The organism is Acuticoccus sediminis (assembly GCF_003258595.1).
GTDB lineage: Bacteria > Pseudomonadota > Alphaproteobacteria > Rhizobiales > Amorphaceae > Acuticoccus > Acuticoccus sediminis.
Window position 1 is genome coordinate 158,034 of record NZ_QHHQ01000009.1, and the last position, 15,247, is coordinate 173,280.

Consider the following 15,247-nt stretch of genomic DNA (forward strand, 5'->3'; position numbering starts at 1 on the left):
GCATAGATAGTCCATCAGGGCGGCGGAGGAAGCGTCGCGGTCGCTCAGGACGACGGCGGGTAGCGGGTGACGAGGCGGCTCTGGTGACGTGCCGCGTTGAGGATCGCCAACGGCCCGGCCGGCTTCCAGCCGCGCGACCGGTTGCCCGCCCCGATCTCGAACAGCAGGCGCTGGTGCTCGAAGAGCCGGGCGTAGACCTGGCGGAGAGGGGTCTCGGGGTCCCACACGCTGATCGCCTCTCCGCCGGCGCCGTTGATCTCGATGATGCGGAAGTCCTCCGCCGCCTCCAGCCGGTCGAGCGAGGCGAAGCGGATGTCGTAGCGGCCGTAGTGGAACTCCGGCATGGAGCGCGAGATCTCATCGAAGCGCGCCGTGAGCGCCGGCGTGATGTGCTCGCTCGCGTCGCGATAGTTGCCGCCCACCCGGATCGAGCCGATGAAGGCGAGGCGGACGATTTCCCCCGGCGCCGGGACGCGGTCGAGCTCCTCCGGCGAAAGGCCGCCGTGCGCGCCCTGAAGCCCGAAGTGTGCGCCCGCCTTCCAGGAGGCCCGCCGGTCTTCGAGGATGAGGTCGCGCACCGGCCTCGTGCCGTCGCCGGTTACGTGGGGGAAATAACGTAGCGTCAGCGACAGGATGCGGCCGGTCGCCTCGTCGGCGCCCCGCGCATAGAAGACGCCGGCCTCGCCGTCCCAGTTCACCAGTTCCTGAAGCATCAGCGTCGCGTCGTCCGGGAAGGCGGCGACGTACTCCAGAAGCTCATCCTCGGAGCCGACACGGCGCACGCCATAACCCTGCCAGCCAATGTCGGGCTTGGCGACGAGGGGGTAGTCCAGCGCGTTCTCCCGGGCGAGGGCGAGCGCGTTTCGCCCGTCCTCCTCCGCGCTCGCCCCCTTGCGCCGGGTGAGCGTGACGTACCGGGCGAGCCAGCGACGTTCGCTTCCGGACACCATGTCGAGGCATGCGCCCTTGGACTCGCCCCACAGGCCGCCGACCTCGATCCGCGGGTTGGCGACGGTCGGCAGGGAGAGGCTGCGGTAGCGCAGCGAGAGCCAGATCCACTGCGCGGCGAGCGGCGCGTAGAAGATCAGCGTGGGGATCCGTTCGGCGCGGGCGATGGTGCGGCTCTTGAGCGGCGGCATCCCGCCGTGGCTGGCGGCGGCGCCGAACACGGCGCGGCCGCGCGCGCGGAGGCCGCCGAGCCCGGAGCGGCCGAGACGCAGGAGGAAACCCCACGGCGGCGTCCGCATCCAGCCGATGGACACGGTGACGAGGACGAGCGCGACGATCCATGACCAGTAGCCGACCCGGGACAGGATCCCCTCGCCGAACTGCGTGGTGATCCAGAGGAGGACGACGAGGTAGACGGCCGCGCTCGCGAGGGTCGTGACGCCGAAGACCACCCAGCGCACGCCGTAGAGGCCGCAGCCGACATAGACGGGCGCGATGAGACCCGGGAGCACGCGCGCGGCGACCATCGCGGTGACGGAATGCGCGCGCAGGAATTCGCCGAGACGGTCCATTCCGGGCCGAGCGATGAGGCGCCGGACCCAGAGGCTGCGCTGTGCCAGTCTGCCGAGGCCGAAGAGGGCGACGTCGCTGGCGACGATGCCGGCGTAGAGGCTCGCGAAGGCGAGCCCCTGCGGCAGGCGATGCTCGACGATGAGAAGACTTCCGGCGACGATCGCCACGTCCTCGCGGATGAACGGCATCAGGAAGAGGAGGATGACCTCCGACAGGCGCGACGTGGCAATCTCGAGCGGATGCCGGAAGAACTCGATCATTGGCGATCCCTCGCGTCGCTTGGCAGCACCTGGCGGCCGGTCCCGGGTCAGCGGGAGGCAGCACCCTCGGGACCGGTCGGCGCCTCCGCCATGCCTCGCCGAGACGATCGCCCGGGGTCCAGGCCGTGACGATATCCGTTCGCCGAGACGGCGGAATTTCCCTTCTTACTACGGGAGCAAGACGCGCACGTCCTTGTAAAGGACCTCGAGGCCTTCCGCGACCGTGCGGCCCGGCGGAGCCCCGGCGGCCACTGGGGCAGTCGCGCGGATCGCGTCGCGGCCGGCCCGTTTCGGGTGGGCGGCGATGTCCTCCAGGCGGACCCGTCGATCCGTTCCCGCGACCGGGCGACACCGCCGTCGTCGGCCCACTGTGCCGGAACCGCCACCCGGGCCCGAGGGGGGCTCAGGCGCTGGCGTTGCCGTCCCCGGCACCGAGGGACACGGGTCGCGCGGCGGTGCTATACGTACCGGACGGGGTTCGTGAGGTGGCCATCGGACGCGGCCGACCCGAGCGTCCGCCGCGCGGGTAAGCTCCGCGTTTCAGCGCGCCGGCAGGGGCGCTCCCGGGGGCGAAACGATACCGCGCGATCGAGGCCGGGGGGCCGGGCCGATGCGGTCCCGGTGAACGGACGTCGCGGGCCGCCCGGATTTTGGAGACACCGAAAATGCAGATCAACGACGATCTCGGTACACCGGTCATCGTCCATGCCGCCCGACACGACTGGGTTCCCAGTCCCTCAGCGGGCGTGGATCGCCGGATGCTCTATCGCGAGGGGGAGGAGGTTGCCCGCGCCACGTCCATCGTCCGCTACGCACCCGGTAGCGCCTTCCCGAGCCACACGCACCACGGCGGCGAGGAGATCCTGGTGCTGGACGGGACGTTCCAGGACGAGCACGGGGACTATCCCGCCGGCTGCTACTTCCGCAATCCGCCCGGCACGGCGCATAAGCCGGCAGCCGAGGACGGCTGTACCATCTTCGTGCGTCTCTGGCAGTTTCGCGCCGGTGACACGGAGCAGGTCGTGCGCGCCCCCGGCGAAGGGGAGCGGACCGATGTGCGCGAGGGGGCACGGACCGCGCGTCTGCTGTTCGACGATGGCGCCGAGCGGGTCGTCCTTGAGGAGTGGGTCCCCGGCGCGACGGTGACGGTGGAGAACACGCGCGGTCTCGAGTTTCTCGTCGTGGCCGGCGGCGTCATGGCCGAGGGCGACACCCTGGAACCGCAGAGCTGGGGTCGGCTGCCGGCCGGTCACCCGCTGATCGCCCGGGTCGGTGCCGACGGCGCAACCGTCTGGATCAAGGACGCGCCGCTGCAGCACCGGGACGTCCTCGCCATCCCGGGCTGAGCGGAGCGGCCCGGACGCAACGCGAGGGCTGCTCCGTTCCGGACCTGATCGTCGCCGGTGCCGCGTCCTGGACGGCTCGGGCGGTGCCGGGGCGCGGCATCCCTGGTGCCGGCCCGCGGGCGGCCTCCCCCGGGCGGTCGCTCAGGTGCGCTCGTCGGGATAGAGGCCGGCCTCCACCGAGACGCGGCGGTAGCCGGCGCCCGCGATGAAACCGCCGTCGATGAGGAAGTCCTCGCCGGTGATGAAGGCGGCCTCGTCGCTGGCGAGGTAGAGGACGAGATGGGCGATCTCCTCCACCGTCGCGCCCCGCTTGAGCGGCGTCATGTCGATCATCGGTTTCAGGTGCGGCGCAGCGGTGTTGAGATCGGTCAGCACAAGGCCGGGGCAGACCGCGTTGACGCGAATGCCGGCAGGGGCGAACTCCATCGCCGCCGCCCGCGTGAGGCCGCGCAGGGCCCATTTGCTCGCCGTGTAGGCCGGATCGTAGTGCGCCGAGAAGCCGGAGTTGGACGAGATGTTCACCACGGCGCCGCCACCGCCCGCCGCCATCAGGTCCGCCACCTGACGGATGCCGAGGAAGGCGCCGGTCAGGTTGATGTCGATCAGGCGGCGCCACGCTCCCGGCTCGGTATCGCGGATCGAGGTGCGGTTGATGATGCCGGCGTTGTTCACGAGGATGTCGAGCCGGCCCTGCGCGCGCCCGACATCGTCGGCGACGCGCTTCCAGTCCGCCTCGGACGCGACGTCGAGCGGCGCGAACGTCACGGCGAGGCCCCGGTCCCGCAGGCTGCGCGCCGTGGCTTCCCCGGCGTCTACCAGCACGTCGCAGATCACGACGCTGGCGCCGTGCTCGGCGAGGAGCGTCGCTTCGGCAAGGCCCTGTCCGCGGGCGGCGCCCGTGACGACGGCGCAGCGGTTCTCGAGTTTGGTCATGCCCGTCTCTCCCATTCCCTGATCGCGAGCGCTGCTCTAGTAGGTCGCGCGACCGCCGGACAGATCATGCACGGCGCCGGTCGTGAACGAGCAGCCCGACGACATCAGCCACGCCGCCAGCTCCGCCACTTCGCCCGGGGTCCCGGCCCGGCCCATGGGGATCTTCGCCAGATTGGCGGCAACGGTCGCGGCATCCATCTGCTCGAGGAGCCCGGTCTCGATGAGGGCAGGGGCGATGGCGTGTGTGCGGATCTGCGTCAGGGCGAGCTCGCGGCCGATTGACTTCACCATCGCGATGACGCCCGCCTTGGCCGCCGAATAGGCCGCCATTCCCGGGTTGCCGTCCTTTCCGGCGATCGAGGCGAGGCAGACGATGTCGCTCCGCCGGTCCGGCTCCATGTGCCTCAACGCGGCGTTCACGCAGTAGAAGGTCCCGTCGAGGTTGATGTCGAGGACGCGGCGCCACTCCGCCGCGGAGTAGGTGCTGGCTGGACGGGTCGGCCCTGTGATCCCCGCCGCGCAGACGAGGACGTCGAGACCGCCGAGCTTTGCCGCCGCAGCATCCATGGCGCGATGCACCGCCTCCGCGTCGGTCACATCGACGATGCGCGAGCGTGTCGCCCATTCGTCCGGAGCCTTGAGGTCCCACACCTCGACGTCGGCACCGAGCGCCGCCATCCGCTCCGCGACGGCGGCGCCGATGCACCCGCCGCCGCCGGTGATGACGGCGCGCCGGCCCGTCAGGTCGAAGGTTGTGGCCGCTGTCATGATCCGTTCCGCCGCTTCGCTCGCTCCAGGGTCGTCTCAGGCGATTATCGACATCGGCCATGCCTGTCAAATTATCTCATATTATGAGTTTCGATGGTGAGGAGGCGTGAGCCGGCGCGCCGCGGGTGAGGTCTGTGGAGGCATTCCTTGTTGGGTCGAGATGCACGGATTTCCATCAAATATCAGGGGTATAAATATCACTTCTCACCCGAGGTTGCGCAAGGTGTTGGCAGTTGAAGCCGGATGCGGCTGGCGGCTGAAGAGCGGATTTGATCCGACACGACGTTTGACAAATATCACAATGCGATATTCTATGAATCCAAGCCGGCGGCCTTGATGCGCCGGCAAACAACATCGGGAGGACTGCTAATGAAGGCATTTCCGCATCGCGCGCGGGCCCTGGCCGCCGTCGCGACTTTCGCCCTCGCCGGCACGCTGTCGGGCGGCGCCGCGTCGGCGCAGACCGCGAAGTTCAGCTACCCGGTCGCCCGCGAGAGCACGATGGGGCAGACCGTCGACCGTTTCGTCGAACTGGTGACCGAGAAGTCCGGCGGGGCGGTCAAGGTTCGCGCCTTCCCGGCCGCGCAGATCGGCAACGAGATCGATTCCATCTCGGCCGCTCAGGGCGGCATCATCGAGATGGCGGTGACCACGACGGCCGGCCTCGCCGCGCTCGTCCCGGAGTTCAACCTCTTCAACCTGCCGTTCCAGTTCGCCAGCTACGAGCAGCTGGACGACGTGACGCGCAGCCCCGTCTCCGAGACGATCCTCGCCAAGCTGGAGCCGGCCAACCTCAAGGGCCTTTGCTTCTGGGACTACGGGTTCCGCAACATCACCAACAACAAGCGGCCGGTGACCAAGCTGGAGGACGTCAAGGGGCTGCGCGTGCGCACGATCCAGAACGGCGTCTACATCGATTCGCTGGCCGCGCTCGGCATCAACCCGACCCCGCTTCCCTATCCGGAGACCTTCACCGCTCTCGAGACCGGCGCCATCGACGGCAACGAGATCGCCAACGACGTGACCCGCTCGACCTCCTTCTACGAGGTGCAGGACTACCTGACGGAGACGAAGCACTTCACGACGATCTCGGTCGTCTACGCCAGCAAGAAGTTCTGGGACGGCCTTGACGAGGCGCAGAAGGGCGCGGTGCAGGAGGCCTGTGCCGAAGCCTCGCAGTACAACCGCCAGATCATCAACGACCAGGCGGGCGAGACCCTTCAGTTCCTGAAGGACAAGGGAATGCAGATCGATGAGATCTCTGAGGCAAATCTCGAGGCCTTCCGCGAGGCGGTCCAGCCGGTGAAGGACAAGGTGAACGGCGGCCTCGACCCGGAGATCGTCAGCGCGTTCTACAAGCAGCTCGACGCCTCGGCGACCGCCGACTGACGCCCGACCAGGGGCACGGGGGAGCGCACGGCCGCCCGCCCCGGCCCGGACCGGCGGCGCGAGCCGCCCGGCTTCATCCAGACATGACAACTATCCGGAACTGACGTTGATGTTGCTCGACGATAAGATTGCGATCGTGACCGGCGCGGGGTCGGTCGCGGGGATCGGCTTTGCCACCGCGAGGGTGTTCGTCGCGGCGGGCGCCCGCGTGGTGGTCGTCGACCTCGACGCGGGCAAGGTGGCCGAGGCGGCCGCCAGCCTCGGCGACCGCGCGACCGGTATCGCCGCGGACGTGCGCTCGCCCGAGACCTCCCGTCAGGTCTTCGACCATGTGCGCGAGACCTCCGGGCGGCTCGACATCCTCGTCAACAACGCGGGCATCACCCAGCCGCGCCGCACGCGCGACATCACCCGCGAGGACTACGACGCCGTGATGGACGTCAACCTGCGCGGCACGCTCGTCATGACCCAGCAGGCGCTGCCGCTGATGGGGAAGGGCGGGTCGATCATCTGCATCGCCTCGATCGCGGCCCAGCGCGGGGGAGGGCTGATGGGCGGCCCCCACTATGCCGCCTCCAAGGGCGCGGTGGCGAGCCTCGTCAAGTCCGTGGCGCGGGATGTGGCGGCGGACGGCATTCGCGTCAACGCGGTCAATCCGGGGGTCATCATGTCCCAGATGACGCGCGACTTCTACGACGAGGCGACGACCGCGCGTGTCATGCCGAACATCCCCCTCGGCCGCTTCGGCGATCCCGCCGAGGTGGGCTCGGTCTGCCTCTTCCTCGCGTCCGACATGGCGTCCTACCTCACCGGCACGTCGATCGACGTGAACGGCGGCATGCACATGAACTGACCGAGCACCGGCGCCGCCGAGGCCCGGCGGCGCCACCGTTTCCATCCCAGGAGGATTTCGATCCATGAGTGAGCCCGTCATTCCCGTCGTCACCCGCGGCAACGCGCTCGACACGAACACCGGTCAGTCCGGCGACTGCGTCCGGCGCTCCGGCGTCAGCCCGCAGCACACACCCGCCACGCGGATCTGGTTCGGCCAGGTCTCCAACGAGCCCGGCTTCCGCTCCCCGCCGCACCATCACGGCGAGGCGGAGACAGGCGGCTACGTCCTCAAAGGTCACGGCCGCATCTACTACGGCGACGGTTATGGCGAGTACGTCGACATGACGGACGGCGATTTCGTCTTCGTGCCGCCGCACATGCCGCATGTGGAAGTGAACATGAGCACGACCGAGCCCCTGGTCTGGCTGACCTGCCGTACCCCGGACAACATCGTCGTCAACCTGCCGGACGTCGATGACAGCACGTTGGCGGGATACCGGCGCCCGGACTGAGGCGGCGCCTCGAAACAACGAAGAAGGGGGAGGCCGTGGCGCGACTCGTTCAGTTCTATTTTCTGCTTCTGAAGATCTTCGTGGTGGCGTGCCTGGCCGGCATGGTCGCGCTGGTCTTCGGCAACGTGGTTCTGCGATACGTCTTCAATTCCGGGATCACGGAGGCCGAAGAGTTCTCGCGCTGGCTGTTCGTGTGGATGATCTTCGCGGGCGCCATCATCGTCCTGCGGGACAATGGTCACCTCGGGATCGACTTCGTCGTCAACGCCCTCCCGCGGCGGCTGCGTCAGGCGTGCCTCGCGCTCGCGCACGCCCTGATGCTCTACGCCACCTGGCTCATCATCCACGGCAGCTGGACGCTGACGAAGGTGAACCTCAACACCTTCGCGCCGGCCACGGGCCTCAGCCAGTCCCTCTTCTTCGGTATCGGCCTCGTGTTCGGGGTCTCGACCGCCGTGCTCCTCGCCGCGCGTCTCTATCTCATACTCGCCGGCCGCCTCGACCACCTCGTCATCGTCGACGAGGAGGTCATCGCGGTCGCCGAAGCCGGGCGGCGCTGACATGGCCCTCGCGATCTTCCTCTCGGTGCTCCTCGCCAGTATGGCGATCGGCATTCCGATCGCCTATGCGCTGATCATGACCGGCATCGCGCTGATGGTGCATCTGGACTTCTTCGACGCCCAGATCGTCGCCCAGAACATGCTGAACGGAGCCGACAGCTTCCCCCTCATGGCGGTCCCCTTCTTCATGCTGGCGGGCGAGATCATGAACGCCGGGGGCCTGTCGAAACGCATCGTCAACCTGTCGGTCGCCGCCGTCGGACACGTGCGGGGCGGCCTCGGCTACGTCGCGATCCTGGCCGCGGCGGTGCTCGCGAGCCTCTCCGGATCGGCGGCCGCCGACGCGGCGGCACTGGCGGCGATCCTCGTGCCGATGATGATCCGGGCCGGGCACGACAGCGGGCGCTCGGCCGGCCTCATCGCCTCGGCCGGCATCTCCGCGCTCATCATCCCGCCGTCGATCGGCTTCATCCTCATCGGCGTGGTGGGCCAGATCTCCATCACGCAGATCTTCATGGCCGGGATCGTGCCGGGCATCCTCATGTGCGCGGCGCTGACCGGCGCGTGGTTCCTCGTATCGCGCGGGGAGGAGAGCGCGACCCTCGAGCGGGTTCCCCTGCGCACCGTCGCACGGGAGGCGCGGGCCGGCATCTGGGCCCTGATGCTGCCGGTGATCGTCCTCGTCGGCCTGCGCATGGGCGTCTTCACACCGACCGAGGCGGGGGTGATCGCCGCCGTCTACGCGCTCTTCGTCGCCATGGTGATCTACCGCGAACTGGCGGTGCGGGACCTCTTCGACGTGTTCCTGCGGGCCGCCAAGACCACGGCCATGGTGATGTTCCTCGTCGCCGCGGCGGTCGTCTCCAGCTGGATGATCACCATCGCCGGACTGACCGACCAGGTGGCGAGCCTCGTGGCCCCCTTCGCCGACGATCCGACGCGCCTCATGGTCGTGGTCGTACTCCTCGTCCTCGTCGTCGGGTGTGCCATGGACATGGTTCCGATCATCCTCGTCCTGGTCCCGGTGCTCCTTCCCGCGGCGAAGGCCGCCGGGGTGGACCCGGTCTACTTCGCAGTGATGTTCATGATCGCGGGTGCGGTCGGCCTGCTGACGCCCCCGGTCGGGTCGGTGCTGAATGTCGTGTCGGGTGTATCGCGCGTCTCGCTGCCGCGCGTCATCAGGGGGGTCTGGCCGTTCATCACCGCGCAGATTCTCGTTCTTGCTCTCCTGCTGATCTTCCCGGAAATCGTAATGGTGCCCGCGGCGTTCCTGACGGGCAGATGATGAACGGGAGGCGTGGCGTGGGGGGAGAGCACGACGATGCGAAGATGAACAGCCTCGACAAGATGCTGTCCATTCTCAACGGCTTCGACGAGACGACGCTCAGCCTCGACGTGACCCGCGCGGCGGAGCTTTGCGGCTCCTCGCGCGCGAGCACCTACCGCTATCTGCAGGCCCTGACGCGGGCGGGTCTGCTGACCCCGGCGAGTGGCGGGACCTACATCATCGGTTCGCGGGTGATCGAGCTCGAGATGCTGAAGCGCGAGAACGATCCCCTGTTCGGATCGGCCCGCCATCTCATCCGTTACTATGCCGAGGACCTCGGCATGAACGTGATGCTGTGCAGCTACTATGGCGACAAGGTGCTGTGTACCGATTTCGCCTGCTCCGACCCGGCGATGGTCAAGCTGTACAAGCCCGGCCGTTCGATGCCGATCTTCCGCGGCGCGATGGCCAAGGTGATCCTCGCCAACCTCTCGCCGTCGCAGCTGAAGAACATCTACGCCTACAACGAGACCCGCATCGCCCAGGACGGGCTGGGCGAGGACCGCGACACCTTCCTGTCGACGTTGGCCGACATCCGCAGCGCCGGTTACTGCATCACCCACGCCGAGGTGTTCGAGGGTCTCGTCGGCGTGGCCGCGCCGGTTCACGACAGCGAGGGGCGGGTGCTGGGGAGTGTCGTCTTCGTCGTCCCGTCCGACCAGTTCGACCGGGCGGAGGTCGAAACCCTGGTCGGGCAGATCAAGAGCATCGCCGACGAGATCGAGGAGAGCGTCGCCCGCAAGCTGCGCCAATCCGACAAGGCGCTGACGACCGCCCCGAGGCCACGGCGCTTCCTCGTCTACGACGCCTGACACCGGGATCCTCGACCGGGGCGGCTCGCGAGTGGCGCCGATGCGCGGGAGCCGTCGTTCCACCCGGTCAACTCCATGCCGCCACCTCTGCGACGATTCAGTCGAGGACGTTGCCGGCACGGGCCGGCGCCGCCGTCGCCTTCCGTTCCAAGGGCTTGTCTCCCCGTCGGGGCGGTCCCCTCGCGCAAGGTCGCCACCTCCCGCGGCAAGCCGCTCCGACAGGTCTTGACCGCGGCATCCCGCAGTGGCTCCATAGCCAGATGGGGACCTGCGATCTCCCCACGAGGCGCCAGCCCAAGCATCGCGTTCCGCAATATCCCCCGCATTCGGGAAGGAACGCATTTATGTCTGCGCCGAATATGATCTCTGCCGACAAGCTCGGCCGTCTCGTGGGCACACCGCGTTGCCCGGTCATTGTCGACGTCCGCACGGACGACGATTTCGCGGCTCAACCCGGCCTGATCCCCGGCGCCCGCCGGAGGCCCGCGCTCCAGGTCGCAGGCTGGGCGGCGGAGGCTGCCGGCGCGCCGGCCGTCATCGTCTGCCAGCAGGGTCTGAAGCTCAGCCATGGGGTCGCTGCCTGGCTCAGGCACGAGGGCACGCCTGCCGAGGTCCTCGAGGGCGGGTTCGAGGCCTGGCGCGCGTCGGGCCTGCCCCTCGTGCCGGAGGCGAAGCTGCCGGCGCGCGATGCTCGGGGTCGGACCGTCTGGGTAACGCGGGCGCGGCCGAAGATCGACCGCATCGCATGCCCGTGGCTGATCCGGCGCTTCGTCGATCCGGCGGCGGTCATCCTGTTCGTCGCGCCGTCCGAGGTCGGCGCGGTCGCCGAGCGCTTCGGGGCCGCCCCGTTCGACGTCGAGGGCGTACACTGGAGCCACCGCGGCGAGCAGTGCTCGTTCGACACGATGATCGAGGAGCTCGGCCTCGCGACACCGCCGCTCGCGCGGCTCGCCGCCATCGTGCGCGGGGCGGACACCGCGCGGATGGACCTCGCGCCCGAGGCCGCCGGTCTCCTCGCCGTGTCGCTGGGCCTGTCGCGCATGTTCGCCGACGACCTCGAGCAGCTCGAGGCCGGGCTCCTCGTCTACGACGCATTCTACCGCTGGTGCCGCGACGCCGTGGACGAGACGCACAACTGGCCGACCAACAAGGTCGTGCCGGCATGAGCGCGGTCGAGAGCGAGGCGGTGCCGCGCGCGCCGGGAACCTTCCCCACACTCGCCGAGGCGCTGCCCGTATGGACGCGGATCGCGCTCCTCTCCTTCGGCGGACCGGCGGGACAGATCGCGGTCATGCATCGCATCCTGGTCGAGGAGAAGCGCTGGATCGGCGACGACCGCTTCCTGCACGCGCTCAACTTCTGCATGCTCCTGCCCGGTCCCGAGGCGCAGCAGCTCGCGACCTACGTCGGCTGGCTGATGCATCGCACGATCGGCGGCCTCGTCGCCGGCATCCTCTTCGTCCTGCCCGGTGCCGTGACGATCATGGCGCTGTCGGTCGTCTACGCGCTCTACGGCAATGTCGGCCCTGTCGCCGGGCTGTTCGACGGCCTCAAGGCGGCGGTGCTCGCGATCGTCCTTCAGGCGGTGGTGCGGATCGGGCGCCGGGCGCTCAAGGGGCCGGCGATGGTCGCGATCGCGGCGCTGGCCTTCGTCGCGATCTTCGCCTTCGGCGTGCCGTTTCCGCTGATCATCGCGGCGGCGGCAGTCGCAGGCATCGTCCTCGCGCGGGCGGGGCCTGCCGCCGGGGGCGGCGGGCACGGTGCGACGCGCGGGCCGCGGGTCGACGATGCGCTGACGGCGCTCGGCACCGGCGTTCCGGCGCACGCCCGGCCGAGCGGGCGCCAGGCGGCGACAGGGGCGGCGATCCTGCTCGCCCTGTGGCTCGGGCCGACGCTGCTTCTCCTCGCGGCGCTCGGCCCGAAGAACGTCTTCAGCGAAATCGCGGTGTTCTTCTCGACGATGGCCGTCGTCACCTTCGGGGGCGCCTATGCGGTGCTCGCCTACGTCGCGCAGGAGGCCGTCGGCACCTATGGCTGGCTGCAGCCCGGCGAGATGCTGGACGGGCTCGGCCTCGCCGAGACGACGCCGGGGCCGCTGATCATGGTGACCCAGTTCGTCGGCTTCCTCGGCGCCTACCGGGACCCCGGCGGCCTGCCACCGCTCGTGGCCGGGGTGCTGGGCGGCGTCCTCACGACATGGGTGACGTTCGTCCCGTGCTTCCTCTGGGTCTTTGCCGGCGGTCCGTTCATGGAGCGATTGCGCAGCAACAGGACGCTGTCGGCGGCGCTCGGGGCGATCACCGCGGCGGTCGTCGGCGTGGTTCTCAATCTGGCGCTGTGGTTCTCCATGCACGTCCTCTTCGAGGAGACGCGCCGTGTGACCGCGATGGGCCTCGACACGGAAGTCCCGGTCCTCACGAGCCTCGATCCGATCGCTGCCGTCTTCGCGGCCGGCGCGCTGGTGGCGGTTTTCGTGATGCGCGTGTCTCTCTTCGCGGTCCTCGGCGGCGCGGCCGTCGCGGGGGCGCTCGTCCACTTCGCCGGGCTGTCCTGAGAGGCGGGGACGGGCTGCCGCCGGCGGCTCAGGGGCGAGCCTTCGATCGCCGGCCGCGCACCGGATCCGTTGTGAGGCAGTACCGCAAGCTTGCGTTTCGGACCGGCGCGGCGGATAACTTGCCCATAGCGCGAACCGACGAGCTGCCCCGAAAGGCCACGCGGATCCGTACCCATGACACCGCCGTTTGCGGTGTCGGCACGCGGGCGTTTGCGGTGCGGATCCCACCGCGTCGCGCCCGGCATTTTCCTTTCGCCGTTGCCTGACTCTGGGTCAGTTTGGTGAAGTCGATGAGCGTTTTCAGGCTTGTCCTCCTTTTCGTCTTTTCATGCGCTGCCATTGGCTCGGTGGTCGCCGCCGTTCCGGAACCCACGGGCCCGCCCCCTCCGCCGGTGCAGGAGCTTATTCGGCTTTTGCAGGATCCCGCGGTGGCGGCATGGCTCCATGAGGCCCAGGCCGCCGGCGCGCCCGAGGCGGCCCAGCCGGCCTCGGCGGAGAGCGAGGAGCAGCGCGTTGCGTCCGACATCGCCCGGCACGTCGACCACGCGCGAGAGCATCTGCGAGCGATGGCCGTGGCGGCGCCCCGTGTACCCGTCGAAGCGGCGCGCGCGGCCGACGAGTTCCGACGCGAGCGCGCGCAATATCCACCCGGCAGCACGCTCGCGCTCTTTCTCCTCTCACTGGGCCTCGGGGCGGGAGCCGAGTTGCTGCTGAGGCGCGCCCTGCTCGGCCGCCGGCGGGTATCGGCCGGAGCGGCAGGGCCCGGCGGCGCTGAACGCGTCGACGGTTCCGGTGTGCGCCTCATGGTCTCGCTGCTTTCGGTCGCCGTCTTCGCCGCCGCCAGCATCGGGCCGTTCCTCGCCATCGAGTGGCCGCCGCTCCTCAAGGAACTCGCGCTCAACGTCCTCCTCGCCATCGTCCTCACCCGGCTGGCGCTCGCGGTTATGCGCGCGCTCTTCGCGTCGGCGCAGGGCAACGCCGCCGCTGCGGGCGATCGCGACCCCCGATCCGCCGCGCGCAACGCCATCGGGTTCTGGCAGCGATACACGACCGCCTTCGTCCTCTATCTCGTCTGGGGCTCGGTCCTCACGCGGATCATGCTGTTCTTCGAGTTCAGCACGGACGTGCGGCATTTCGCGGCCGATGCTCTCGCGCTGGGGCTCCTGGCGATCGCTCTCGCCGCGGTCTGGCGTCGGCCGCCCCGCCGTTCCGAAGCCCTCGCGCCGTCCTGGCGGCGGCCGGTCGTCGGTGTCCTTCTCACGATCTTCGTGCTCGTGGTCTGGCTCCTGTGGGTCGCCGGCATGCGGGGGGCGTTCTGGCTCGCGCTGCTGGCGGTCGTTCTTCCCCGAGCGATCGCCTTCGCCCACGCGACGATCTCGCGCCTCCTCACGCCGCCGGATGCGGCCGCGCCGCCAACCGCCCGGCGTGCGCTCCTCGAGGTGACGGTCGACCGCGGCGTGAGAGCCCTCCTCATCGTCGCCGCCGCGTTCTGGCTGGCGCATGTGGGCGGCGTCGACATTGCCCGCATGACGAGCGTCGAGACGCCGCTCTCCCGCCTGATGAGCGGTGTGCTCACGAGCGTCGTCGTCCTCCTCGTCGCCGATTTCGTCTGGCAACTCGTCAAGACCGGCCTCAACGCCGAGCTCTCCGCCGCCTCGATCGCCCAGCCGGGCACCGCCGCGGCCATCCGGGACGCGCGCATGCGGACGCTGATCCCGATCTTCCGCAACGTCGTCTTCATCGTCATCTTCGTGTTCGCGGCGCTGATGGCGCTCGCGGCGCTCGGCGTCCAGATCGGGCCGCTGATCGCGGGCGCGGGCGTTGTCGGCGTCGCCGTCGGTTTCGGCGCGCAGAACCTCGTGAAGGACATCATCGCGGGAATGTTCTACCTCGTCGACGACGCCTTCCGGGTCGGCGAGTACATCCAGAGCGGGTCCTACAAGGGAACGGTCGAGGGGTTCAGCCTCCGCTCGATCCGGTTGCGGCACCAGAACGGGCCGATCTTCGTCATTCCGTTCAGCGAGCTCGGCGCCGTCGAGAACATGAGTCGCGACTGGGTGATCGAGAAGTTCAACATCAGCGTCACCTACGATTCCGATATCGAGCGGGCGAAGAAGCTCGTCCGGCAGATCGGGCAGGAGCTGTTGAATGAACCCGAGTTCGCCCAGAACATCCTCGAGACCCTGAAGATGCAGGGTGTCGACCGGCTCGGAGACTATGCCGTCGAGCTCCGCTGCAAGATGAAGACGCGTCCCGGCGAGCAGTTCGTCATCCGGCGCAAGGCCCTCGCGATGATCAAGAAGGCGTTCGACGAGAACGGCATCAGGTTCGCGTTCCCGACGGTCCAGGTCGCCGGTGGCGGCGAGGCCGGTCCTGCGGTCGCGCAACAGGCGCTCGAACTGGTGAAGCCGGCGGTCGCCTCCTGACCGCT

At 69.2% G+C, this 15,247-nt stretch carries 13 protein-coding genes; 10 read left to right on the forward strand and 3 right to left on the reverse strand.

Annotation, left to right across the window (positions count from 1 at the left end):
- Window positions 1-44: 44 nt before the first annotated feature.
- Complete coding sequence (locus DLJ53_RS35360; RefSeq protein ID WP_162409687.1) at window positions 45-1,781, reverse strand: SNARE-associated domain-containing protein; 1,737 nt, start codon at window positions 1,779-1,781, stop codon at window positions 45-47.
- A 665-nt stretch (window positions 1,782-2,446) separates the two neighbouring features.
- Between DLJ53_RS35360 and DLJ53_RS29635 the strand changes: the two genes are divergently transcribed.
- Window positions 2,447-3,127 carry a cupin domain-containing protein gene (locus DLJ53_RS29635; protein WP_111351888.1) on the forward strand — a complete coding sequence of 227 codons (681 nt, stop codon included), beginning with the start codon at window positions 2,447-2,449 and terminating at the stop codon, window positions 3,125-3,127.
- A 141-nt stretch (window positions 3,128-3,268) separates the two neighbouring features.
- On the opposite strand, the gene DLJ53_RS29640 is transcribed toward DLJ53_RS29635, so the two are convergent.
- Window positions 3,269-4,060, reverse strand: coding sequence for an SDR family NAD(P)-dependent oxidoreductase (locus DLJ53_RS29640; RefSeq protein ID WP_111351890.1), 792 nt, complete (start codon window positions 4,058-4,060; stop codon window positions 3,269-3,271).
- Between the two features lie 36 nt (window positions 4,061-4,096).
- Window positions 4,097-4,828 (reverse strand): SDR family oxidoreductase, encoded by a 732-nt coding sequence (locus DLJ53_RS29645; RefSeq protein WP_111351892.1) that lies wholly within the window; start codon window positions 4,826-4,828, stop codon window positions 4,097-4,099.
- 369 nt (window positions 4,829-5,197) lie between these two features.
- Here DLJ53_RS29645 and DLJ53_RS29650 point away from each other — a divergent pair, with 369 nt between their 5' ends.
- The 9 genes from DLJ53_RS29650 (at window position 5,198) to DLJ53_RS29690 (ending at window position 15,242) form a co-directional block, all read left to right on the forward strand.
- Entirely contained in the window at window positions 5,198-6,217 is a 1,020-nt protein-coding gene (locus DLJ53_RS29650; protein WP_162409689.1) for a DctP family TRAP transporter solute-binding subunit, read from the forward strand.
- A gap of 109 nt (window positions 6,218-6,326) precedes the next feature.
- Window positions 6,327-7,070, forward strand: a complete 744-nt coding sequence (locus tag DLJ53_RS29655) for an SDR family NAD(P)-dependent oxidoreductase (RefSeq protein WP_111351895.1) — start codon at window positions 6,327-6,329, stop codon at window positions 7,068-7,070.
- Between the two features lie 64 nt (window positions 7,071-7,134).
- Complete coding sequence (locus DLJ53_RS29660; RefSeq protein ID WP_111351897.1) at window positions 7,135-7,563, forward strand: cupin domain-containing protein; 429 nt, start codon at window positions 7,135-7,137, stop codon at window positions 7,561-7,563.
- A gap of 35 nt (window positions 7,564-7,598) precedes the next feature.
- Window positions 7,599-8,123 (forward strand): TRAP transporter small permease, encoded by a 525-nt coding sequence (locus DLJ53_RS29665; protein WP_111351899.1) that lies wholly within the window; start codon window positions 7,599-7,601, stop codon window positions 8,121-8,123.
- Between the two features lies 1 nt (window position 8,124).
- The gene (locus DLJ53_RS29670; RefSeq protein ID WP_111351901.1) at window positions 8,125-9,408 is read left to right on the forward strand and encodes a TRAP transporter large permease; all 1,284 of its coding nucleotides are present in this window, start codon (window positions 8,125-8,127) and stop codon (window positions 9,406-9,408) included.
- 44 nt (window positions 9,409-9,452) lie between these two features.
- Entirely contained in the window at window positions 9,453-10,262 is an 810-nt protein-coding gene (locus tag DLJ53_RS29675; protein WP_162409691.1) for an IclR family transcriptional regulator, read from the forward strand.
- A gap of 344 nt (window positions 10,263-10,606) precedes the next feature.
- Complete coding sequence (locus tag DLJ53_RS29680; protein WP_111351905.1) at window positions 10,607-11,428, forward strand: chromate resistance protein ChrB domain-containing protein; 822 nt, start codon at window positions 10,607-10,609, stop codon at window positions 11,426-11,428.
- Window positions 11,425-12,816: a chromate efflux transporter gene (chrA, locus tag DLJ53_RS29685; protein ID WP_111351907.1), complete on the forward strand. Its 1,392-nt coding sequence runs from the start codon at window positions 11,425-11,427 to the stop codon at window positions 12,814-12,816. Before DLJ53_RS29680 ends, chrA begins: the two co-directional genes overlap by 4 nt.
- 428 nt (window positions 12,817-13,244) lie before the next feature.
- Window positions 13,245-15,242: a mechanosensitive ion channel family protein gene (locus DLJ53_RS29690; protein ID WP_162409693.1), complete on the forward strand. Its 1,998-nt coding sequence runs from the start codon at window positions 13,245-13,247 to the stop codon at window positions 15,240-15,242.
- The last annotated feature ends 5 nt before the right edge of the window (window positions 15,243-15,247 follow it).